This window comes from Actinomyces minihominis (assembly GCF_900187855.1).
GTDB lineage: Bacteria > Actinomycetota > Actinomycetes > Actinomycetales > Actinomycetaceae > Scrofimicrobium > Scrofimicrobium minihominis.
In genome coordinates, this window is sequence record NZ_FYEG01000001.1 from 1 (window position 1) to 22,109 (window position 22,109).

Annotated in this window: 19 protein-coding genes, 1 tRNA gene and 1 other RNA gene; 8 read left to right on the forward strand and 13 right to left on the reverse strand. The window is 60.1% G+C overall.

Annotated features, from left to right (window positions below; translation table 11 throughout):
* Window positions 1-197: 197 nt before the first annotated feature.
* Both CS903_RS00005 and CS903_RS00010 read right to left on the reverse strand, forming a co-directional pair.
* A tRNA-Met gene (locus tag CS903_RS00005) sits at window positions 198-271 on the reverse strand.
* Window positions 272-439: 168 nt separating this feature from the next.
* Window positions 440-3,442 (reverse strand): UPF0182 family membrane protein, encoded by a 3,003-nt coding sequence (locus tag CS903_RS00010; RefSeq protein ID WP_099331863.1) that lies wholly within the window; start codon window positions 3,440-3,442, stop codon window positions 440-442.
* A 186-nt stretch (window positions 3,443-3,628) separates the two neighbouring features.
* Here CS903_RS00010 and CS903_RS00015 point away from each other — a divergent pair, with 186 nt between their 5' ends.
* Complete coding sequence (locus CS903_RS00015) at window positions 3,629-4,237, forward strand: PPA1309 family protein (protein WP_242491674.1); 609 nt, start codon at window positions 3,629-3,631, stop codon at window positions 4,235-4,237.
* A gap of 19 nt (window positions 4,238-4,256) precedes the next feature.
* On the opposite strand, the gene CS903_RS00020 is transcribed toward CS903_RS00015, so the two are convergent.
* Complete coding sequence (locus CS903_RS00020) at window positions 4,257-5,420, reverse strand: YlbL family protein (protein ID WP_164996621.1); 1,164 nt, start codon at window positions 5,418-5,420, stop codon at window positions 4,257-4,259.
* Window positions 5,421-5,504: 84 nt separating this feature from the next.
* On the opposite strand from CS903_RS00020, the gene CS903_RS00025 reads away from it, so the two are divergent.
* Window positions 5,505-6,944: a zinc-dependent metalloprotease gene (locus CS903_RS00025; RefSeq protein WP_099331510.1), complete on the forward strand. Its 1,440-nt coding sequence runs from the start codon at window positions 5,505-5,507 to the stop codon at window positions 6,942-6,944.
* 127 nt (window positions 6,945-7,071) lie between these two features.
* A complete protein-coding gene (locus tag CS903_RS00030; RefSeq protein ID WP_099331511.1) occupies window positions 7,072-8,037 on the forward strand; it encodes a hypothetical protein in 966 nt (321 codons plus the stop codon).
* Window positions 8,038-8,060: 23 nt separating this feature from the next.
* Here CS903_RS00030 and CS903_RS00035 read toward each other — a convergent pair whose 3' ends face one another.
* Window positions 8,061-10,139 carry an ATP-dependent DNA helicase UvrD2 gene (locus CS903_RS00035; RefSeq protein ID WP_099331512.1) on the reverse strand — a complete coding sequence of 693 codons (2,079 nt, stop codon included), beginning with the start codon at window positions 10,137-10,139 and terminating at the stop codon, window positions 8,061-8,063.
* The gene (gene nudC, locus CS903_RS00040) at window positions 10,136-11,074 is read right to left on the reverse strand and encodes an NAD(+) diphosphatase (protein ID WP_099331513.1); all 939 of its coding nucleotides are present in this window, start codon (window positions 11,072-11,074) and stop codon (window positions 10,136-10,138) included. The genes CS903_RS00035 and nudC overlap by 4 nt, the downstream gene beginning before the upstream one ends.
* 119 nt (window positions 11,075-11,193) lie before the next feature.
* Between nudC and rph the strand changes: the two genes are divergently transcribed.
* Window positions 11,194-11,973 (forward strand): ribonuclease PH, encoded by a 780-nt coding sequence (gene rph, locus CS903_RS00045; protein WP_099331514.1) that lies wholly within the window; start codon window positions 11,194-11,196, stop codon window positions 11,971-11,973.
* Window positions 11,970-12,584 carry an RdgB/HAM1 family non-canonical purine NTP pyrophosphatase gene (gene rdgB / locus CS903_RS00050; RefSeq protein ID WP_099331515.1) on the forward strand — a complete coding sequence of 205 codons (615 nt, stop codon included), beginning with the start codon at window positions 11,970-11,972 and terminating at the stop codon, window positions 12,582-12,584. The genes rph and rdgB overlap by 4 nt, the downstream gene beginning before the upstream one ends.
* Here rdgB and CS903_RS00055 read toward each other — a convergent pair.
* Window positions 12,581-13,375: an MBL fold metallo-hydrolase gene (locus CS903_RS00055; RefSeq protein ID WP_099331516.1), complete on the reverse strand. Its 795-nt coding sequence runs from the start codon at window positions 13,373-13,375 to the stop codon at window positions 12,581-12,583. The two genes, rdgB and CS903_RS00055, sit on opposite strands and share 4 nt — an antisense overlap.
* Window positions 13,372-14,253: a glutamate racemase gene (murI, locus tag CS903_RS00060; protein ID WP_099331517.1), complete on the reverse strand. Its 882-nt coding sequence runs from the start codon at window positions 14,251-14,253 to the stop codon at window positions 13,372-13,374. The genes CS903_RS00055 and murI overlap by 4 nt, the downstream gene beginning before the upstream one ends.
* Window positions 14,254-14,404: 151 nt before the next feature.
* Here murI and CS903_RS00065 point away from each other — a divergent pair, with 151 nt between their 5' ends.
* Window positions 14,405-15,766: a nicotinate phosphoribosyltransferase gene (locus tag CS903_RS00065; RefSeq protein WP_099331518.1), complete on the forward strand. Its 1,362-nt coding sequence runs from the start codon at window positions 14,405-14,407 to the stop codon at window positions 15,764-15,766.
* Window positions 15,767-15,798: 32 nt separating this feature from the next.
* Here the strand turns inward: CS903_RS00065 and CS903_RS00070 are convergent, their stop codons facing one another.
* From CS903_RS00070 to CS903_RS00085, 4 genes are all read right to left on the reverse strand, one after another.
* On the reverse strand, window positions 15,799-16,071 hold the full coding sequence (locus tag CS903_RS00070; protein ID WP_099331519.1) for a DUF3039 domain-containing protein: 273 nt from the start codon (window positions 16,069-16,071) through the stop codon (window positions 15,799-15,801).
* 5 nt (window positions 16,072-16,076) lie between these two features.
* Entirely contained in the window at window positions 16,077-16,868 is a 792-nt protein-coding gene (gene nagB / locus CS903_RS00075) for a glucosamine-6-phosphate deaminase (RefSeq protein ID WP_099331520.1), read from the reverse strand.
* A gap of 171 nt (window positions 16,869-17,039) precedes the next feature.
* On the reverse strand, window positions 17,040-17,321 hold the full coding sequence (locus tag CS903_RS00080; RefSeq protein ID WP_099331521.1) for an HU family DNA-binding protein: 282 nt from the start codon (window positions 17,319-17,321) through the stop codon (window positions 17,040-17,042).
* Window positions 17,322-17,449: 128 nt separating this feature from the next.
* Complete coding sequence (locus CS903_RS00085; RefSeq protein WP_099331522.1) at window positions 17,450-18,991, reverse strand: leucyl aminopeptidase; 1,542 nt, start codon at window positions 18,989-18,991, stop codon at window positions 17,450-17,452.
* A gap of 159 nt (window positions 18,992-19,150) precedes the next feature.
* Here CS903_RS00085 and CS903_RS00090 point away from each other — a divergent pair, with 159 nt between their 5' ends.
* Both CS903_RS00090 and CS903_RS00095 read left to right on the forward strand, forming a co-directional pair.
* Window positions 19,151-19,975, forward strand: coding sequence for a formate/nitrite transporter family protein (locus CS903_RS00090; protein WP_099331523.1), 825 nt, complete (start codon window positions 19,151-19,153; stop codon window positions 19,973-19,975).
* Between the two features lie 108 nt (window positions 19,976-20,083).
* Complete coding sequence (locus tag CS903_RS00095; protein WP_099331524.1) at window positions 20,084-20,878, forward strand: hypothetical protein; 795 nt, start codon at window positions 20,084-20,086, stop codon at window positions 20,876-20,878.
* Window positions 20,879-21,070: 192 nt separating this feature from the next.
* Here CS903_RS00095 and ssrA read toward each other — a convergent pair.
* Window positions 21,071-21,448, reverse strand: a transfer-messenger RNA (tmRNA) gene (gene ssrA, locus CS903_RS00100).
* A 115-nt stretch (window positions 21,449-21,563) separates the two neighbouring features.
* Complete coding sequence (gene smpB / locus CS903_RS00105; protein ID WP_099331525.1) at window positions 21,564-22,097, reverse strand: SsrA-binding protein SmpB; 534 nt, start codon at window positions 22,095-22,097, stop codon at window positions 21,564-21,566.
* Window positions 22,098-22,109 lie beyond the last annotated feature (12 nt).

Genomic DNA, 22,109 nt, shown 5'->3' on the forward strand with positions numbered 1-22,109 from the left:
CCGGACCCCAACAATGGGACACCCAAACCAGCCCCGAAGACGGACTCTGGACACGAAAAGGCTGGGCAGGAAGATGGCAACCCTAACGACACGCCCGGCTAAAACACCACGTTCTGGCCATTAACCCGCAACCTAGCCCCCGGAGGGGCCGGGGAAAGCAAAAGACCCAGTCCAGATGGACTGGGTCTTTCTTTTAGTAGCGGGGGCCAGATTTGAACTGACGACCTCTGGGTTATGAGCCCAGCGAGCTACCGAGCTGCTCCACCCCGCGTCGGTAAATACAAGTCTACGTGGGGTGAAGAGGCAGTCGCAACCGCCGCAAGCGTGTTATCCCTCACCAAGGTTGGACGCCGAACTATCACTGACATGTGCAAACACCTAGACAGCAGAGGCGGGCAGTTCCATTGGAATGGCCCTGCCCGCCTCTAGCTTCTAACTGTTAGTTGCCGTCAGTTGCTGTCTCGGCATTTTCTCCGAGGGTACCGAAGGACTCATCTGCGCCACTCTGGGCGCCCTCGCCGGCTGCCGGCGGGTCGTTAGCCAGCTCCTGGAGGCGAACCAGCTCATTGAGTGCTGCATCGAGAGCTTCCTGAGCCTTGCCGTAGGCAGTCCAGTCACCGGCCTTCATCGCAGCATCAGCGGCGAGCATCGCATCCCGGGCCTTGAGAATCGCATCGTTCAGAGCCTGTTCGCTCGTTACAGGGACTGTTGGTTCTGCACCCTCTTCACCCTCTGCACCTGGCTCAACCTCACCGTCACCGGTGGTTGCTTGTGCATCACCCGCGAAGGTCTGATCGAGTGCTTCGTTCAGGGTGGCGGCAAAGCCCACCTGTTCACCGAATGCTGTGAGGACGTAGCGCAGGACGGGGTACGAGGTGGATCCGGTTGACTGAACGTAGACCGGCTGAACATAGAGCAGGCCGCCGCCCACAGGAAGCGTCAGAAGGTTACCTCGGATAACCGAAGAGCCCTGCTGGCTCAGCAGGTTTAGCTGAGTGGCAACAGTCTGGTCAGTGTTGAAGTTGTTCTGAACCTGTCCTGGGCCCGGAACGGTCGTGGAGGAAGGCAGTGCCATCAGACGCAACTTGCCGTAATCCTCCCGGACTTCTCCCGGGGTGTTGCCGGTCTCAGAGTCGACCGCGAGGAATCCTGCCATTGCCGCACGACGTGATTCCCCACCACCCGCGGGCACGTAGACCGAGGTCAGCGAGAACTCCGCGCTCTCCTGACCCGGCATCTGCATGGTCAGGTAGTAGGGAGCTTGAACCTGCTGAGTACCGGTAGCAGTATCTGTTGCGGTAGTTGTGGGGTCCTCTGAGAGACGCCAGCGGTCACCACCGGTGTAGAACTCAGCGGCCTCTGTGACGTGGTAGGTCTCAAGTAGAGAACGCTGAACCTTGAACAGATCCTCCGGGTAGCGGAAGTGGGACATTAGGTCACCCGAAACCTCTGACATGTCCTGAATCATTCCCGGGTAAACACCCTTCCATGAGGCAAGGATGGGGTCTTCAGAATCCCAGGTGTACAGGGTCACTGAACCGTCATAGGCGTCAACCACGGCCTTCACCGAGTTGCGGATGTAGTTCACGGTGTCTGAGCTAAACATTGACGCTCGATCGGTCCTCGAGTCAATCGTTGCCTGTCCCAGGGAGACCCGCTCCGAGTACGGGTAGTTGGCCGAGGTGGTGTACGCATCAACGATCCACACCAGGCGCTTAGGCGTCGACTCATCGCCATCCATATCGACGACTGCGGGGTACGCCTTCTGCTCGAGGTTCAGGTAGGGAGCAACCTTCGCAACGCGCAGCATCGGGTCGCGGTCATAGAGAATCTGCGACTCAGAGTTAGTCTGCTGCGAGAAGAAGATGTCCGTGGAACCGAACTTGATGGCGTAAAGCAGCTTGTTCCAGGGGTTACCGACCGAGGGTCCACCATCTCCGGAGAAGGTTGTCTGAACCTGACCCGAAGGGGCGTTGTCATCCGGGTAGTCAAGTTCCTGAGGTACGGCGCCTTCAGGAGCACCGACAATAGAGTACTCAGGCGAGGTCTTAGAGAAGTAAACCCGTGGTTCGTAGTCGCCCATTTCTCCGACTGACGGAATGGAGGACTCCCAGAACGCGGGGGTGCCATCGGGACGAACCGTGTTGCCATAGGCCGCTACGACACCGAAACCATGGGTGTAAACAGTGTGCATGTTGACCCATGTCTGCTGCTCCGGCTGGAGGCCGCTCTGGTTGATGTCACGGACTGCAATGACGGTATCCCGTCGATCACCATCAATGGTGTAGCGGTCAACTGAAAGCTTGGAGTCGAACGTGTAGTAGGGGCGCGACTGCTGCAGCTGACGCACCGTCGGAGAGATGACCATAGGGTCAAGGAGACGAATCTGCGAGGTGGCCTCAGCATCTCCGCGAAGCTGTCCGGGGGCAACATCCGTCTTGGCCGCATAGGTCTGGTAGTCGACCTCATCCAGCCCAAAGGCCGCAAGCGTGGCATCGATGTTGCGCTGGATGTAGGGGGTTTCCATCTGGCGGGCGTTCGGAGTGACACGGAACTGCTGGATCAACGCCGGGTAAGCCCCGCCTACGACAAGCGCTGAGACCACCGTGACGGCAACACCAACAGCGGGAAGGCGCCACGTACCTCGGAAGGCAGCGATGACGAAGAGGACGGCAACCAGCAGGGAGATTACCGCAAGGATCATCTGTGCTGGCAGAACCGCATTGACCTCTTTATAGAGTGCGCCATCCACCAGTTCCCCGTTTTTGAGGACGAGGGAGTAGATCCCAACCCAGTAGCGCAGCGCAACGACCAGTGACAGACCTGCACCGAGCAGACCAATCTGCATGCGCGCACTGTTGGTCATGTTGAATCGGGGGCTGAAAGTGATTCCACCGTAGAGGTAGCCGATGACGATGACGGCTAGAACAGCAACCACCAGTGTGTTCAGCAGGAACGACAGAACGATCTCGAGGATCGGAAGGGTAAAGACATAAAAGCTAATGTCTATGCCGAACTGAGGGTCGACCTCACCGAACGGGGTACGGTTCCACCACACCAGGAATGTCTGCCACTGGGAGGCCATTCCCGCCGCGGTCATGAAGGAAATTACCGCCGGAATACCCCAGAAGACCACCTTGCGGAACGGCTCCAGTGCCGCCTGGTACTCACGCAGGTTCGAACCGCTCTGGCCAACGAGCCGCTGCGGCCTCGTCCGATAAGCCCATGTCACAGCTCCCATGAGGGCTGCGAACTGAATGGCAAATGTGATCACAAACAGGCCTGCGGTTGCACCCCAACGGGTCCAGAGAACGCGGGCCGCCCCCAGCTGGTCAAACCAGAGGACCTCGGTCCAGATCTGTGAGGCCGCGTAGATGAGAACACCGAGAATGACGATGATCCCGATCGTGATTGTGAGCGGGTTGCGCAGTGCAGCCTTGATTGAAACTTGCTCACCACTTGGAGGTCGTGGTCTCCGGTTGGCGTCGTCTGGTTCCGGCGTTGCCGTCGGGAAGAATGTCACCGCTATCCTCTCTTTGGGGCGCGATTCGAAAGATGTGCTCTAGAGAATCAGGGCCATTCTACCCCTGCTCTCCCCTGCCACCAGCAAGCAGATACTATTGCCGCCATGAGCGAAAACAAGCAACCAGAAGAGCGGCACGACGAATCCGTCAACGTCGAGTTCGTGCTCCCCCCTGCCTCGGCAGCACTACGTAAGGTGACGGAAGAGATTGAAGCCGGGGCTGCCCGCCTCGGCTGGGATCGTCCCCCGGCTGTCTACGCCCTTGTTCCCACCCGGCAGCTTCTTGAGACTCCCGATATTCCCGAGGACGTCCTCAACGACCTTCGTGAGGCGTGGGACGGCACGTCAGAGCACCTTTCAGCTATCCTTCAGGACTCGATTCCGAACGATGAACTTGAAGAGACCCTACCCAAGCTGGCGTGGCCCGAGACGGTGTTCGGGTCAGCCCTGACGGTTGAGCGCATCATTGTTCCCCCCGAGGTCGAAGACGAGGCGCCTGAGGATCCGGAGGCCGCGCTGGAGTTCATCAGCAGCCACCCGGCCCGAACCGATGTTCGCCTCACCATAGGCGTGACCCGTGATGGTGACTCGTGGTGCGCCGTCCGAGCCCGCACCTTTGATGATCCAAACCGCGTTGGTAAGGGGGAGAACCTGGTGCCCGCGCTGGTGGAGGCCCTGAAGATGGGCTTTGCACCCGACGAACGCTCAGCCTGAGATCAGGTTGGGTATCGACCTAACTGACCGATATGGGGCAGCCCGGTAGATCAGCCCCCTGCCCCGCGGCGATTGCCTCCACGGCTCCCACGGCCTCAGCCAGTGTCCTCACGGGCACAGCGCTGAGGCCGTTTGGTTCCCGACCGGCTGCTTCCGCACAGTTCTCTGCGGGAAGCAGGAACCACTCCGCCCCGTCACGTTGCGCCCCATACATCTTCTGCACCACCCCGCCGATGGGAATGACGTTGCCAACGAAGTCCAGTGCGCCGGTGGCAGCAACCGTCTCACCCCCAGTTATTCCGTCGGGTGTCAGGCGGTCGATGATCCCGAGGGCGAACACGAGCCCAGCCGAGGGTCCACCAACACGTTCCAGGTGGATAACGACATCCATGGCCAGCTCTGTGTTCGCACCCAGATAGATTCCCATCTTTGAACCTTCAACAGGCTCTTCGCCCTCGGGAACGACCGGTGCACTGGTCACGATGTTCACGGGAAGAACTTCACCCTCACGCAAAACGGTGACCACGAGGGTTGTCCCGGGCTCGGTCTCCTCGAGCAGCGAAAAGGGTACCGAGGGCTTATCGACCTCGTGGACAAACCCGTCCGAGGTCTCAATAGAAACCAGGATGTCGCCCTCAAGCAGTTTGCCTTCAGCGTCACTTCCCTCGGACGTTCCCACCACAATCATCTCGGTCACCATTGGGGCACCCAGGTAGTCCATGGCCGCGATTGCTGCCGCAGAATGGGAGGACTCCATCTGGGCTGCGCCCGCACTGGCCACGTCCTCGGCGGTAGTTTGAGGCGCGTAGAGGTCGGAGTACTTCCGTACCGTCGCCCCGGGGGTGAACCACGACTTCACGATGTCACCAACGCGAACCGTGGTCCCCGGACCGCCCAGGGTTGAAACCGTCACCATTCGAAGTTCGCCATCATCCTCGCCTTCCACGCGGACAGCCAAATCGTCAAAGTCACCAGACTGAGAGAACTCGAGGATGGTGGTGTCGCCCTGGTCCCCCAGAACGTTGATTGTTGGTCCCGGATACTGGATGACGTATCCAACCGGAACCAGCGACACCAGCACCAGGAAGATGATTACAGCGAACGTCGCCGCGACTATCTTGGTCCAGCGGGTCACCCACAGCTCTTGATGGTCCTGCGATGATGGTGCGGAGATCGTTTCCATTCGGCAATTGTGCCCCATGGAGGTGATCCGTATTTCGGCCGAGGGCGTAAGGCCCGCTATCCCCGGTGAAGATAGGCTTTAACCATGGACCAGAACCCAAACTCTTCTTCGGATAACAGCAATGATCCCCTCCGGGAGTTCCTTGAGTCACTCCTGGGTGAAGGTGCGGCCTATGATGCCCTTGAGGCGATGCGCACACAGGGATTCGACCTCTCCGCATTTCCAGGACTAGGTTCGCCCCAGGAACTTTCTCAGGCCCTGGGCCAGATGCGTTTCATGATGAACTCCTCCACCGAGCCGGTGAACTGGCGCATGGTGGATGAGCTGTCACGCCAGCAGGTTTTCCAGTCCGGTGATCCGCGCCTTACAGCAGCCCAAGCCCAGGGCGTGCGCCAGGCTCTTTCAGTAGCCGATCTCTGGCTGGACCCGGTCACAGCTTTCGCTGTTCCCGGAGTAGCTCGTGAGGCATGGAGCAAGGTGGAGTGGATCGACCAGACACTACCCGCCTGGAAACGGATCTGTAATCCAATTGCTGAGAATGCCTCGAGGGCGATGGCCGACGCGATGCAGACCGAACTCGGAGACGGTCATGGCCTGCCGGAGGGGATGGATGGGTTGGCCCAGTCAATCTCCTCCATGCTGCCCAAGATGGCGGCCATGGCATTTGCCGCTCAGATTGGTTCCGCGCTTACAGAGATGGCAAAGGAGGCGCTGGGCACCACGGACTCCGGGCTGCCCCTCACCGAGGGAAACGTGACGGCTCTGATCCCTGCCAACCTGGGTGAGTTTGCGGATGGCCTCGACGTTCCCTTTGAAGAGGTCGAGCAGTTCATGGCCGCTCGGGAATGTGCCCATGCCCGACTCTTCGCCTCCGTCCCCTGGCTCAAACACGATCTTCTCCTCGCTATTGAGCGCTACTCAAGTGAGATCTCTATCGACCAGGAAGCCATCATGGACGCGGCTCGTTCGGTTGACCCAAGTGATCCTGAGTCCATCGAGCTGGCCATGAGCGACGGGGTCTTCTCATCTGTTCCAACCGAGGCTCAGAAGAGTGCTCAGGAGAGGCTGGAGAGCCTGCTCGCCCTCATCGAAGGATGGGTCGAGGTCGTCACCACAGAGGCAATCAGCCCCTACCTTCCCCATGCAAATCAGATGCGTGAAATGATGCGTCGCCGCCGCGTTACAGGATCTTCCGGTGAGATGCTCCTGCGTCGCCTCGTGGGCATTGAACTTCGTCCTCGACACACCCGCAGCGCCGCAACCATCTTCCGCAGGATTCAGGAGGCCGACGGAGCTGAGGCCCGCGACGCACTCTGGTCCCACCCGGACCGGGTCCCCTCTCCCTCTCACCTTGCCGAACCAGAGACGTTCTTCGATGAGAAGCCCACCGATCCCGAACTGAGTGAACTGGACAGCCAGCTTTCAGCTCTCCTCGAAGGAACCCTGGGTTTTGACGACTCCGTGCCGAAGAGTATGCGAGGTGAGGAACCCGGTAGTCCCGCGGGCTCAACTGAAGCGGACTAACTTTCCACAGCCCACCGCAAAAGACGAGTTATCCACAGGCTGGCAAATTCTCGGACAGAACATTGCTTTCTGGGTCAAGGTTAGGGAACGAGAACTTTCCTAACCTAATTATCCGGGCGGTGATTTGATGAGGACGCTACGTCCCCAGACATTTATCGGAGAGATTGAGCCGGGCAAACTCCAGGTGGGCTCGGCCATTCCTCGAACCGTTATCTTCTCTGACCTGTCTAAGTCAGAGGTCGACTGGGTCCGCGGCCTTGCTTCACCCCCTTCCCGGTCCAACAGAAACAGCTCGCCAGCAGGGACACCGACGCTCCGTCTTTCTGAGCGTCAGCATGAGATCCTCACAATGCTGGACTCCGTGGGGCTTCTCGCAGAGAAAGTCAACCCACTCGCAGACCTGCGTATGCGTATCTCGGGCCTGGACCGCATTGGCTCAAGGATTGCCATCCTGCTCGCTGAAGAGGGCGCTCGAGAGATTGAGCTGCGGGACCGCAGGGTCGTTGATGAGGTCGCGCCTCCGGCATTCACAGAGTCCGAGTTCGGTAAGAGAAGGCAGAGTGTCCTCTCCCGCTACCTGCGAGAACGCTACTCGGGTCTGCGGGTCGGGGGTCTCGGAACCCCTGACCTGGCAGTGATCTGCTCCCCCGGTGTTTGGGACCACGGAGTTCTGGGTCGGCTCCTCTCTGAAGACACACCCCACCTTCCCGTAGTCCGTCGTGACCGTGAGGTACAGGTGGGTCCCCTGATAGTTCCGGGAGTCACGGGATGCGCGGTGTGCGTGGACCTAACGGTGCAGGACTCCTACCCGCTGTGGGCAATGTCGGCACTGGCAATCGCGGCTGCTCCCCCTCCGTACACCCCGGCCCATATGTGCCTCACTGCGGCCGGCCTGGCCGTGATGCTCATTAACAGTGCCGCCACCGGGGATGCTCCTTCCGGCGCAAAAACACCCACGGGGGTGCAGAGCGTTTCGCATTCCTTCACGGTTGGACCGACGGGGGTTGAGGTACGCGAGTGGTACCCACACCCGAGGTGTTCCTGCGGAATCGGTCCCATCACGATCCCGGCACCGGCGCCGGTGGCCGCCTAAACTACTGGGATCCACCCTCCTGCCTAATCTGGCAGGTAACCGCGAACCATTCTCAGAAGAGGGGTACCCCAGTTCTCAAGTTTGACGGCGCCTATCCCCCTCAGTGCTCCGAGCTGTTTCAGTGTGCGCGGCTTCGCCTCCGCAACACCACGCAGGGCGGCGTCCGTGAGGATCGTGTAGGCGGGTTTGCCCACCTCACGAGAGACTCCCAACCTCCACTGCCGTAGTTCTTCGAACAGTTCTCGGGTCTCTTCGTCCGCACTGTCAAGGAACAGCTTGTTGAGGTCGCTGGTCTTCGGCTTTCCGATAGAAGCAGGCTTGCTGCCAGAGGCTGTCCACCTCCCGCGGGATGCATTCTCTCGGGGCCACATTGGACTGAGGAAGCGACTAACGGCGCGCTTGCCCTTGCGGTCAGCTGACCGCGCTAGGGAATAGGAGATACAGAGGTGCTCGCGAGCCCGGGTGATTCCCACGTAGAGAAGGCGGCGCTCCTCCTCAACCCCCTCGGCTGTCGTTGCGAGCGAGATTGGCATCAGCCCCTCTGAGAGCCCGGCAAGAAACACGGCGTCCCACTCAAGCCCCTTGGCCGCATGGAGTGTCGAAAGAACCACTCCTTCAACCGTGGGCGCCGCCTTAGAAACCGAGCGCTCTTCAAGCTCCGAGACAAACTGTTCTGGAGACCTGTCGGGATTGCGTCGAGCGAGCTCAAGCAGTGCGTCAAGGTTGGCCCAGCGGTCGCGCACAGCTCCCGCCGTCGCGGGGGCCTTCTTTTGCCACCCCAGCGTCCCAATCACCTCGGCTACCATCCCCACCAGGTCTGAGGTTTCCTGTCCTGCCAAGGTACGGACTCGGGCTTGCTGGCGGATGAGGAGGATGGCGCGCTTGACCTCTTCTCGGTCAAAAAAGCGACTGCCACCGTGAACTTGAAACGGAATCCCGGCATCGGAGAAGACCTCTTCAAACGCCTCGGACTGCGCGTTCACCCGGTACAGGACGGCGATCTCTGACAGTGCCACACCCTGCTGGCGCAAGCCCCTAATCTTCTCAGCAATGCCCTCGGCTTCCGCGAGGTCGTGATCGTAGCGATCGTAGGTCACAGCCGGTCCCATGGGTCTTTGAGCCTGCAGCCTGACGGCCCCGGGGAGCCCGGGGGAACGGGACTTACCATCCATTCCTTTAGCGCTGGCAACCACCTGGTTAGCCAGCGCTACCACCTGCGGGGTCGAGCGGTAGTCACGGACCAGCTGCACCACGCGAGCCCCCTTCATCCGCTTCGGAAACTCTTCTAGGTACCTGGCTGACGCGCCTGTAAACGAGTAGATGGTTTGGGCGACATCACCGACCACACAGATGTCAGTGCGCTCCCCTCTCCAGAGGTCGAGCAGGTGCTGTTGGACAGGGGAAACATCCTGATACTCATCCACAACGAAGTTGCGGTAACGCGCCCTTACCGACCGGGCCACATCCTCACGATCTTCAAGCATCCCGCACTGCAGCAGCAGAACGTCCTCGAAATCAATTGCGTTGCGATCTGACTTGGCCTGCTCATACGCCTCATAGAACCTGGAGAAATCAGGCAGGTCGAGGTCCGCAGGAGGGGTTCTACCCATCTTCCTCGCGTAGTCCTCATACCCTTCTGGACCCACCATCGACACTTTGGCCCACTCAACCTCTGCAGCCAGGTCCCGGACAACCAGACGGTCAGCCCGAACCCCAACCCTGCTGGCAGCTGAGGCAACAACACCAGCCTTATGAGGCATCAGGTTCGGCAGCGGCCCACCGGTGACCCGGGGCCAGAAGTACCCCAGCTGCTTCAGTGCAGCGCCGTGAAATGTCATGGCCTGGGCGCGGCCAGCACCGAGCTCTCGAAGTCGCACCGCCATCTCTGCGGCGGCCTTCGACGTAAAGGTCACGGCTAGAACGGTGCCTGGATCAACGGCCCCGACAGCATTGCCATAGGCGATGCGGTAGGTGATAGCCCGCGTCTTTCCGGTCCCCGCACCGGCTCGAACGCAGAGTGGGCCCGAGACCTGCAGTGCGACCTCCCGCTGCTGTGGATCAAGGGCGTCAAGCAGCTCTTCAGGACTGCCCTGGCCGATCATCCCAGACCACCTTCCAGCCAGGCATTGATGACGGTGTGGGCCACCGCGGCTGGACCGGGCAGCACAACGGCCCCCTTTGCAACCGCTTCTCGAAGTTCTTCGCGGGAGAAGAACCGGGCCCGATCTATCTCTTGCATATCAGGCGTCGGTTCTGTCATGTGCGTCTGAGCCGTGTAGGTGAGCATCAGGGAGCGGGGCCTGGGCCACGGTTGAGAACCAATGTACTGCAGGTCAAATACCTCCAGCGCCACCTCTTCTCGCAGCTCTCTCACGACGGTTCGTTCGGCACTTTCACCCGGGTCGACGTAGCCGGCGGGCAGCGACATGCGCAGTGGAGACCAGTTGGTGTTGTGAACCAGGAGAAGGCGGTCATCGGGGTCCAGCACCGCCGCGATGATTGCCGGATCCGTCCTCGGGTACTCAAGGTGACCGCATTTTCCACACTGGGCTGTCCAACCAGCCGAGCGAACCTTTAGCCCACCCCCGCAACGGATGCAGAACCGTGTCGCACGGTGCCAGGCCAGCAGGGCGGTGGTCTGGGTGGCAAGCAGCGAAAGTTCATGATTCGCGAGGTGAGGGGCGAACTGCATCAGTTCCATCCACCTCACACCCTCTGGCAGGAGACGTACTAACCCACCCTGGTCCAGGTCCTCTTCCGAAAGTGTGATCGCAACTCTGGGGGCTCCATCAAGATCCCGTCCCATGAACCAGATCCGATCTGGCGCCACCGTGGAAACTAGATCCCGCAACCCCTCCCCTACGGGAGTCCACAGCACCGTCGCTTCGCCCTCACCAAGAACCGCAAACTCACCTTGCTCGCGCGCCACCACGACCATCGTCATCCCGGTTAGTTCCATCGCGTCCGTTGCAAAGGAGTCGCGATGGTAGGTCGCAGAGTCAAAATCTCCGCGGGCGAGGGCAAAGTCAAACATCATGGATCCACCGTATCGTCTCCCTCCGACAGTTCGGCACCACCGTCCTCATCCTCGGGATAGAGGCGTGACACATGAACTGTGAGCCCGGCACCAAATGCGCAACCGCCTAGGATGAACCCATGACGAAGACAACACGTAAAGACGGCCGCGCGGTCGATGAAGCACGTCCCGTAAAGATCACCCGGGGTTGGACCTCGACCGGAGAGGGTTCAGTCCTCATCGAAACAGGTGGCACCCGGGTACTTTGCGTCGCCTCATTCACCGAGGGTGTTCCGCGCTGGCGCAAGGGTAGCGGCCAAGGGTGGGTAACCGCCGAGTACGCCATGCTCCCCCGCTCAACCAACGAACGTAACCAGCGCGAGTCTGTCCGCGGCAAGATCGGTGGCAGAACCCATGAGATCTCCCGACTGATCGGCCGAAGCCTGCGTAGCTCGGTCAACCTTCAGGCACTCGGTGAAAACACGGTGGTTATCGACTGCGACGTCCTTGTTGCCGACGGGGGAACCCGCACCGCTGCAATCACAGGCGCCTGGCTCGCCCTCCATGATGCCGTCACCTGGGCTGTTGACCGGGGAATCATCCCCAAGAGCAACCAGCACAGGGTCCTCACCGACTCTGTCGCCGCTGTCTCGGTTGGCATCGTTGACGGACGACCCGTCCTCGATCTGCCCTATGTAGAAGACGTGGCAGCTGAGACAGATATGAACGTGGTTGGACTCGGCAGTGGCGGACTTGTTGAGGTGCAGGGCACAGCTGAAGGAACCCCCTTCAGCAGGGGTGAACTGACGCAAATGCTGGACCTGGCTGAGAAGGGTCTCCATCGGCTCAACTCGCTCCAGGCCAGGGCCATCCTCACTCCGCTGGGCATTGAGATCTCCAGCGAAGAGCTGGGCCTGTGAGCACACCCACCCTTGTCATCGCTACGGCCAACTCCCACAAAGTAGAAGAGATCACCGCTCTGCTGAGCTCGCTCCTTCCCGGGTTCAGCTCAGCTTCCGTCGCGACGATGGCGGACTTTGACGTTGACTCTCCGGTGGAGGACGGGCTCACTTTTGCGGACAACGCCCTCACAAAGGCTCGTCACCTGGCCCAGCAGACCCAGCTACCAGCCCTCGCCGATGACTCCGGGATCTCCGTCGCTGCCCTCGGCGGATCCCCCGGGGTGTTCTCGGCCCGCTGGGCAGGCAGGCACGGTGATGACGAAGCAAATCTCAACCTACTTCTAGCTCAGCTCAGCGACGTTTCGGACGAACATCGTGCGGCCAAGTTCGTCTGTGCTGTCGCCCTCGCCCTCCCGGACGGAACCGAGGTGGTTACAGAGGGAACCGTCGAGGGCAGACTAGCCCGCTCACCTCGCGGCAAAGGAGGGTTCGGTTACGACCCAATCTTTATTCCCCGGGGGTTTGACAGGACGACGGCCGAGCTAACTCCCGCTGAGAAGAACAGTATCTCGCACCGCTCCCGAGCTATCCGGGCAATGGCACCCCACCTGGCCGAACTGATCGGCTAGATCACCCAGGTGGTGCCCGTACGGGCGATGTCGATAGTTCCTAAGTACGAGGAGCGTGCCTCTGTACGGGCCACCTCGGGATCAGTCCACGGTTGAATATGTGTGAGGACGAGGTGCTTCACGTTGGCCTCTGTCGCTAACTCGCCCGCCCGAACCCCGGTGAGGTGGATTCCCCGGGTCTGGAGCTCTTCGGTGAAGCCGCACTCCGCCAGGAGGATATCGACCCCCTGGGCCATTTCAGTCATTTGCTCGCAGCTGTCCGTATCACCGGTGTAGGCGATCGTCACGACCCCACTATCCTCGGATGACGGCCCCTCAATGCGGAAGCCGTAAGACTCAACCGAGTGGTAGCCGGGGAATGCCGTGATAGTCATCGGACCCACACGGATGACATGCCCGGCAGAGAGAGGTTCAAATGCGAAGCACCCCTCCATTTCCTCCGTGGTGGCGTAGCCGTCAATCTGCATGATCCGCTCAAAAATACCGGGCGGTCCGGCCGTTAGCAGGGCCGGCTTCGAACCCTCCGGGTGCCACTTGAGGAAGACGTAATAGGAGATGACGTCTGCCAGGTGGTCGGCGTGGCCGTGAGAGATGAACAGGCCATCGACCTCCTGCGGATCAATATGGTTCCACAACTCACCGAAGGAACCCGGGCCCATATCGAGGACGATCGAGTAGGTGCGCTTCTCTCCGGTCTTATCATCGACCCCGTCTGCCTGAACCAGGTAGCTGGATGAGGGCGAGGACGGTCCGGACATTGATCCGGTGGCACCTAGAATTGTTAGCTTCACAGGCGCTCCTCATTTTCTGTGGTCGCCGCGACCCCCCGCGCACTCTTTGCGCCTTCAACCTCAAGTTCCACGGTGAGCGGCTCAACCCCGGAGACCTCCGGTCCCAAGAATCGGCGGGCCAGGGTCGAAAACTCAGGGTTGGGAGCAGTCGAGTAGAAACGGTACTTCGGGGTGTCACCGGGTTGGCGTGGGGAATGAAGCAGGTCGAGGTCAACGAGGGAGGAGTAGGTTGCATTCGCTGTTGCTTCCGACGAGGCCACCAGCCGCACGCCGGGTCCCAACTCTCGTGCCAGTACACCTGTCAAAAGTGGGTAGTGGGTGCAACCGAGGATCACCGTGTCCACATCGGCCTCAACCAGGGGTGCCAGGTACTCTTTTGCGGCGGCCGTGACGGCCTCCCCTGTCGTTTCGCCGCGCTCAACAAACTCCACAAACTTTGGGGCACTGCTCTGGGTCACCCTGATCCCTGGAACAGCGCCGAGCGCGTCAAGGTAGACCCCTGAGCGAACGGTCGCAGCAGTACCGAGGACGCCGATGCTGCCGTTACGGGTGGTTGCTGCTCCCCCGCGGGCAGCGGGAGTCACAACTTCGATAACCGGGATGCCCATCTTGACATAGCGTTCCCGGGCATCCCTCAGTGCGGCGGCCGTCGCGGTATTGCAGGCAATTACAAGCAATTTGCAACCCAGTTGAACCAGCTGATCCAGGCCCGCAAGCGTCAGCTTCCGAACCTCGCTGAGTCTGCGTGGACCGTAGGGGGTATGGGCACTGTCACCGAGGTAGACGATGTCTTCATTGGGAAGTTGATCAATGATGGCACGAGCTACCGTCAGGCCGCCCAGGCCTGAGTCAAAAACTCCGATTGGCGCATCATTCACGATTCTGACTTTATGACAATTTGGTGGGGTGCGGTTAGAAAGGTTCGTGAGTCCTCCCACCTCGTGACGCGTTCCATTCCCGGAGCAACGGTGGTGTATCTGCCAGATAGTTCGTGTCACACCTTGGTCCCGGAAGGGCTACCGTTAGCCTATGGCTTCTTCAGATTCCACTGCCCTGTTGACCGACAAGTATGAACTGACGATGGTCGATGCCGCGATTCACTCCGGTGTTGCCAACAGACGCTCTGTGTTTGAACTCTTCGGGCGCAGGTTCAGTAGCTCCCGCCGCTACGGGGTCGTCGCGGGAACGGGACGCATTCTTGAGGCGCTGGCACGCTTCCAGTTCGACGACGACCAGATCGCGTGGCTCGAAGACCAGCGTTTCCTCAGTAAGGAGGCGCTTGATTTCCTGGCTAACTTTACGTTCTCCGGAGATATCTACGGCTATGCCGAGGGCGAGATCTATTTTCCGGGCTCCCCCCTCATCACAGTAGAGGGCACTTTCGCAGAGGCGACCCTGCTCGAAACGCTGCTCCTTTCCGCGCTGAACTTCGACTGTGCGGTCGCCTCTGCGGCATCGCGCATGACCATCGCAGCCCACGGGCGTCCCTGCATCGACAGGGGGGCCCGCCGCACCCACGAGCGGGCGGCGGTCTCAGCCGCTCGAGCTGCTGTCATTGGCGGGTTTACTGCCACCTCCGACCTCGAGGCCGGGCGCCGCTATGGAATCGATACCGTCGGCACGTCAGCACACTCATTCACTTTGATTCAGGACTCTGAAAAGGATGCGTTTGCCGCGCAGGTCGCGACCCTGGGCCCCGATACCACGCTCCTGGTAGACACCTATGACATCCACCAGGGGGTGATCAATGGTGTTGAGGCGGCCCGCGCTGCGGGTAGTGAGCTGGGTGCGGTCCGCATTGATTCGGGTGACCTCGTTGCCCATGCCTTCCAGGTCCGCGAGCAACTCGATTCCCTGGGGGCCCACTCAACCAAGATTGTCGTTACCTCAGACCTTGATGAGTACGCGATTGCCTCTCTCGGAGCTGCCCCCGTTGACACTTACGGTGTGGGCACAAAACTCGTCACAGGATCCGGTGTCCCGACCGCCGCCCTCGTCTACAAGCTTGTCGAACGTGAGGGTCAGGACGGTGAGTCGGTCCCCGTTGCGAAGCTCAGTGAGTCGAAGGGAACCGTGGGTGGTCGCAAGGTTGCCGGGCGCCTCTACAGCCCCGACGGCCGCGCGGTTCAGGAGGCCCTGGTCATGGGCGCCTCACCTGAAGAGGACACCCGTCGCCTGGAAGACGCGGGGGCCCGGCTGCTGCAGGTTCCCCTGGTGAAGAACGGGGAGATTCTTACGGAGGGCTGGTCGCCGGAAGCTACCCTGCAGGCCCAGGAGCGCCACCGACTCTCCCGTAATGAACTGCCCTACCAGGCGTGGCGACTCTCAGATGGTGAACCCGGGGTTCGCACCCGCTACTACGACGCTGAAACACCGATCGAACGGTTCTAGGCCGAAGTTAGCGGGCGCGGCGCCCAGCCCAGCTAGTCGGCGAAGGGCCAGTTTTTACCCTGGTTACCAACCTCATCGCGCAGTGCTTTGCAACGTGGGCAGACAGGGTACTTCTTTGCGTCCCGGGTGGGAACCCAGACCTTCCCGCAGAGCGCGACCACCGCCTGGCCCGTGATCGCAGCCTGATTGGCACGGTCCTTTCGCACAAAGTGCGCGAAGCGATCCGCGTCCCCGTCACCCTTGCTGGGCTTTACCTTCGGCAGTTCGAGGACGTCTGAACCTCTCAGAGGTGCCTGCTGAGTCATGGCTGTCAGTCCTCGAGGGCGGAGAGAGCCTGCTCGCCCTCATATGCCGCGCGGTAGTAGTCCTTCAACTTCAGTTTGGAAGCTGCGGCCTCATCCACCAGGATCGTTGCATCATTGTGGAACTGCAGGACCGATGCCGGCCACAGGGCACTGACGCCCCCCTCGACAAGAGCCGCAACGGCGTCTGCCTTCTGTTCGCCCTGGGCAACGAGTACCACGGACTTGGCGCGGCCAATGGTTGCCAGCCCCTGGGTCAGGCAGAATCGTGGCACCTGGTTGATATCTCCGTCGAAGAAGCGAGCGTTATCCACGCGGGTCTGCTCGGTGAGAACCTGGGTGTGGGTGGTCGATGCCAGTGACCCGCCCGGCTCATTGAAGGCGATGTGTCCGTCGGTACCAATGCCAAGAATCTGCAGGTCAACACCGCCAGAAGCGACTATCTTCTCCTCGTACTCATCAGCGGCCTTCTTGGGGTTCGACGCGTTGCCGTCCGGGCCGTTAACCGCACCGTCGGAAAAATCAACCTTGGAGACAAAAACCCGCTTGATGAACTCAGCGTACGACTCAGGGTGACCCTTAGGCAGGCCGACATACTCATCCAGCAGGAACGCGGTGGCGTCCTTAAAGGACACCTCTTCGGCCTCATAGCGGCGGATCAGCTCATCGTAGACGGGAACTGGCGATGAACCGGTGGCAAGTCCCAGAACTGCGTTCGGCTTATCTGCCAGCAGGTTGGTGTAAAGGTCAGCGGCGGCCTTTGCGATCTCTTCGGTCGACGACAAGATGACGATGTTCATTCATAGCTCCTGAAGCGGGGTTGGTAGGTACTACCGTCCAATCTTAAGCCCGTAGCGGGGGTCTTAAGCCCGTAGCGGGGGTGAGGAAACTTTTCCCCACCCCCGCTACGAAGGTTTACATTGTGTTCCGCCATTTCCAAACCCTCCGGTCATGAAAAACGGCGACCCACACTACTTTCCGACAGCTGCCTTAAGCGTCGAACCTGCGGTGAGCTTCACGCCAAAGCCGGCAGGAATCTGAATTTCCTCACCGGTGCGCGGGTTACGACCGGTGCGAGCAGCACGCTCGACGCGCTCAACCGACAGCAGACCGGTTACGCGAACCGACTCGCCCTCTGATAGAGCATCAATGATTACGGACTGGAACGCTCCAAGGGCGGAATCAGCCTGGGCCTTGGTCAGACCCGAACGTTCAGCCATCTGTGCAACGAGTTCAGTGCGATTGATCGACATTAGTCATCCTCTTGGTAGGTGAAGCAACTCAAGCCACTGACGTGACATACGGAAACGCTACACATCAAAGGGTGGTTTGTCAGGTCCCAACCGTTGAAATGCCGCGCATTGTGGCAAATTACGCCAGGTTAGGCGCCGATCTCTTCAGCAAGCTTCGCCAGCAGCCTCGCGCCGAATCCGGTTGCGCCCCGACGAACCCAGCGATCATCCTTCGAACTGACCGATGGACCGGCGATATCGACGTGGACCCAGGGCACATCTGCAACGAAGTTCGACAGGAACAACCCGGCCGTAATACTGCCCGCTCCCCTGTTGGATAGGTTGGCGTTTTGCAGGTCCGCCAGCGGTGATTCCATGTTCTTCATGTAACGCTTGTGCAGCGGAAGTTCCCACACCATTTCACCGGTAGCATCTGCGGCCTGTTCGACCTCATCCAGCAGTGCGTCACTGTTGCCCATCACGGCCGCAACGTCATCCCCGAGGGCGATGATCTGAGCGCCGGTCAGGGTCGCGATGTCAACGATCCACGCCGGGTTGGTTTCGGCTGCCAGAGCCAGCGCATCCATGAGGATGAGGCGCCCCTCAGCATCGGTGTTGGTTACCTCAACGGTCTTGCCATTGCGGGCAGTAATGATCTCACCAACCCGCATGGAGTTGCCCGAAATCATGTTGTCCGTGGTGGGCAGCCAGGCATCTACCGGCGTGGTGACCCCGAGGTCGACCAGGGCGGAGAAAGCACCCAGGATGGCTGCGGCCCCACCCATATCTGTCTTCATATCAACCATCGAAGAGGCGGGCTTCAGACTGAGGCCTCCCGAGTCGAAGGTGATTCCCTTGCCAACCATGGCGAGGCGCTCGGCAGAAGCAGGAGTCTCGGCCGGAACGAAGCGCAGTTTGATGAGGCGAGCTTCGTACTCGGAACCGCGGTTGACCCCAACGATGCCCCCACAGCCCATCTCAGCTAGTTCGAGACGATCTATGACCTCGGCCTCAAAACCGAACTCATCGGCAAGGCGGACCGCAACTTCAGCGAGGGTGCGCGGGGTCAGGTGCGCCGGGGGCGCGTTCGTCAGGTCGCGGGCGATATAGGTTGCACGCGCATAAGCCACGGCACGGCGCAGCACGACCTCGAACAACTCGGTTACATCAGCCTCGCCCCCGGCAACCGTCAGGGAGGTCAGAGGCTTAGCCCTATCTTCTTCGTTCTTGAACGACGACAGGGAGTAGTTGGCGAGGAGAACACCCTCAACAACAGCCTGAGCCTGGGTCGGAATGGTCGCTTCGGGCAGAACCACACAAACCTGGGTTCGCTTTCCAAGAGCCCCGGAAACAGCGGCCCCGGCCTCACGGTACGCATCATCATCCAGACCGTCTTCGTCACCCAGGCCCACGAAGATAGTGGTGGCACCGGTCGTGGAAGGAACGGTCATCGTCTGGCCCAACTTGGCTTCAAACCCGGCCGCCGCCAGGGAAGGGAGGTCCCAACCTTCGACCGGGACAGCTGCCGAATCGGAGGCTACCAGGTAGGCAACTGCGCAGGCCGAGTCGGTCTTGCAGGTAATGTCCTCTTCCGACGCGAGATAACGCAGCGACAGATTGCTGAGGGCGCTCAGGCCGGGAAGTAGATCGATGTTGTAAGAATCGTGAACCGAAACCACGGAATAAACCACCTAACAGAGATTTGGTGCGGCAAACTGCCGCCACCCTCCATGTTAGGCGACCTCCAACCATGACGATAGGCCACCGGTGAGCGCGGTATCGCTCACGTTGGGACCCAACTGGGACGAAGTGGCCGGTTAGCTCCGCAGAGGATCTGGCAGGATCTAGGCGTGTTAACACTCTCTGAAAACCTGGATTTGCAAGCCACCACCGCGGTGGCCAAGGTCGCCTCCTTGAGGAAACCCGGTCGACTCTTCGTCTCGGGAATGATGGCGGGCATCTACATGGGTATCGGCGTGATCCTCATGGTCTCAACCGCCGGCCCCCTTCTTGCCGCCGGCGACGGCTTCGGAAAGCTCGTCAGTGGCCTGGTTTTCGGGGCTGCCTTGACCCTGACAGTTTTCGCTGGTGCTGACCTCGCGACCTCGGCCATGATGATTTTGCCCCTGGGTGTTTTGATGAGGACGACGCGCCTCGGTCAGTCTGCCGCCGCGCTCGGGTTCATCGTCCTCGCCAATGCGGTCGGTGCCCTCTTTTTCGGGGCCCTTATCGTCGCCTCCGGGGTACTGGTATCAAACCAGGCTGCCGGGACCATGCTTTCAGACATGCTGGCCAGTAAGGCCGCTGAGAGCCCCCTGGAACTTTTCACTCGCGGCGTCCTTTGCAATGTACTGGTCTGCCTTGCCATCTGGATGTCATCCCGGGTCAGGTCAGACGGCACGAAGATTGCCCTCATCTTCGTGGCTATCACCGCGTTCATTGCCTCGGGATACGAGCATGTGGTCGCCAATATGACCACCTACACCATCGGAATCCTCACCGGCGACCCAAACGGAACACTCGCCCTTTACGGGTACAACTTCCTCTGGGTAGGCCTGGGGAACCTGGTCGGAGGCGCGGTGGTGGTCGCCTTCGCCTACTGGGTTATCGGAGGGCGTCCTCGCCTCGAAATCCTGATCGAAGAACCTACGAGCAAGAGCGCAACCGTCAAATAGTGCCGATTTCGTCCCGGGACCATCCCTATCGTGACATGGTGGAGTAGCAGGCGAGCCACACGGGTTAAATAGCCTAGCGAATGATTGCGCACGTTTAAGGAGTGGACCATGTCCGACCAGGCCGAGGTAGTCAAACCTAGGAAACAGAACGCCTTCACAAAAGGTGTCACCGGATGTTTCTCGCCCGAAGCCATGTTCGCAACCATGGCCATCGAGTTCATTGGTGCGGCCTGGATCGCACTGCGTTACAGGTTAAACCGAACCGGGCTGCTCACCATCTCCCTCCTCGTGTTCCTGGGAATTTTCCAGCTCGCCGAGTTCCTGGTTTGCGAGACGGTGGTGACCGGGCTCTCCTGGGCTCGAATCGGCTACATGTCTATCACCATGCTGCCGCCCCTGGGCATCAGCCTGGCCATGTCGATTGCAGGCAAGAAATCCCTGATCGGCCAGATCGTCATGTACGTGGCGGCCGGGCTCTTCATTTTCTACTGGGGATTCACAGGCTGGGGCATCACCTCGGATAAGTGCGAGGGCAACTACGTCTTCTTCCAGGCTGCCAATGACGCCATGTGGCTCTACGGCACCTACTACTACGTCCTCCTGGCAATCGGTACCTTCCTATCGTTCTGGTGGGGAAGAAAGATCGCTGAGCGGAAGACGCGCCTCGCCCTCTACTGGCTGGCTGTTGGCTACCTGGTCTTCATCATCCCGACCACCGCTGTCGCCGTACTAGATCCCGCCACCCGCTCCTCAATCCCCTCGGTCATGTGCGGCTTCGCTGTACTGCTCGCCCTGGTCCTCATCTTCGCTGTCATTCCGATGGCCGGCACCAAGCGTCCCTGGGGAAATGCAGCTGTTGAGGACGACGGTGCCAAGAAAGACGATGACGAACTGGTCGGATAGGTAGAAGCAACCCACCTGGCCCGCATGAAACCACCGCCTATCGTTAGGCTACTTTTTCGCTCTCTTGGCAATATTTGCCATTTCTGACCGGCAAAGCTGAGATTCATGGGGCTGCCCAAAGGACTAACTGATAGCCGCTCTTCGTTGTAATCACGGCAAAAAGCCCGGAACCACTAGGGTTCCGGGCTCTGCTGGTGGAGATGGCGGGAATCGAACCCGCGTCCGACGGTTGGCCCCGAGATCTTCTCCGGGTGCAGTCTACAAACTATTTCTCGGCCCTCGGCGAAGTGCAGACGCTCTACCGAATAGGCTCAGTCAACTTAGTGTCGGGTTCCGCCCGCTGACAATGCGGAACCCCAGTGGCTTCCTAAACGACGCCAGGAACCGGGGAAGAAGCAATCCCCGGGCTGACGGACTTTAAGGGTCCTGCTGCGCTACTAGGCAGCGAGGACGAAGTCAGTGCTCTTTTGTTTGGCACTTAATTGGTTGTACGCATCGTTAACGAGCAAAGCGCACGTTCTCGACCCGCTTCCCCTCGATCGACAACCGCCGTCGAAACCGATCATCCCCTATTGAGTTTTCAACATTGGACAAGGCGTCTCCACCAAGTCCAACACTCAAATATACAGTGATCTAGGTCGAAATGCCAGACCCAGTTCTTCTCCAGTGGAGGCTCGCGGCGGTCCTACCGACTACGGTCTGGGCGCTTCAGGTAGTTACTCATCGCCCGGCGCGCTTCACGCTCATCCTGCTTCTCTCGAAGCGCCTGACGCTTGTCCCATTCCTTCTTGCCCCGGCCAAGACCGAGTTCAACCTTGGCCCGCCCCTCAAAGAAGTAAAGCTCCAGCGGTACAACCGTGTAGCCCTTAGCTGCTGAGCGCTCAGCCCAACGGTAAATCTCGTGTTTATGCAGCAAAAGCTTACGCTTGCGGGTCGGGGCATGGTTGTTCCATGACCCCTGTGAATACATGGGGATGTTGACCCCGTACAGCCACGCCTCTCCCCCGTTGAACTCAACCCATCCGTCAACGATCGAGGCGCGGCCCATTCGCAGAGCCTTCACCTCAGTACCACCCAGGGCGATCCCGGCTTCTAGGGTGTCCTCAATCTCGAGGTCGTGGCGAGCCCGCTTGTTTCGAGCGATCGTTTTCTTGGCATCAGAGAGTGCCTTCTTACGCTCTCCCTCGGTGGGTTTTGGCTGCTTCCAGTTCTTCGACATGGGTCAACCCCA

Coding starts and splice junctions, on each gene's coding strand:
- CS903_RS00015 (WP_242491674.1), top strand. CDS start 3,629: ATGAGCGAAAACAAGCAACCAGAAGAGCGGCACGACGAATCCGTCAAC.
- CS903_RS00020 (WP_164996621.1), bottom strand. CDS start 5,420: ATGGAAACGATCTCCGCACCATCATCGCAGGACCATCAAGAGCTGTGG.
- CS903_RS00025 (WP_099331510.1), top strand. CDS start 5,505: ATGGACCAGAACCCAAACTCTTCTTCGGATAACAGCAATGATCCCCTC.
- CS903_RS00030 (WP_099331511.1), top strand. CDS start 7,072: ATGAGGACGCTACGTCCCCAGACATTTATCGGAGAGATTGAGCCGGGC.
- CS903_RS00035 (WP_099331512.1), bottom strand. CDS start 10,139: ATGATCGGCCAGGGCAGTCCTGAAGAGCTGCTTGACGCCCTTGATCCA.
- nudC (WP_099331513.1), bottom strand. CDS start 11,074: ATGATGTTTGACTTTGCCCTCGCCCGCGGAGATTTTGACTCTGCGACC.
- rph (WP_099331514.1), top strand. CDS start 11,194: ATGACGAAGACAACACGTAAAGACGGCCGCGCGGTCGATGAAGCACGT.
- CS903_RS00065 (WP_099331518.1), top strand. CDS start 14,405: ATGGCTTCTTCAGATTCCACTGCCCTGTTGACCGACAAGTATGAACTG.
- CS903_RS00070 (WP_099331519.1), bottom strand. CDS start 16,071: ATGACTCAGCAGGCACCTCTGAGAGGTTCAGACGTCCTCGAACTGCCG.
- nagB (WP_099331520.1), bottom strand. CDS start 16,868: ATGAACATCGTCATCTTGTCGTCGACCGAAGAGATCGCAAAGGCCGCC.
- CS903_RS00080 (WP_099331521.1), bottom strand. CDS start 17,321: ATGTCGATCAATCGCACTGAACTCGTTGCACAGATGGCTGAACGTTCG.
- CS903_RS00095 (WP_099331524.1), top strand. CDS start 20,084: ATGTCCGACCAGGCCGAGGTAGTCAAACCTAGGAAACAGAACGCCTTC.
- smpB (WP_099331525.1), bottom strand. CDS start 22,097: ATGTCGAAGAACTGGAAGCAGCCAAAACCCACCGAGGGAGAGCGTAAG.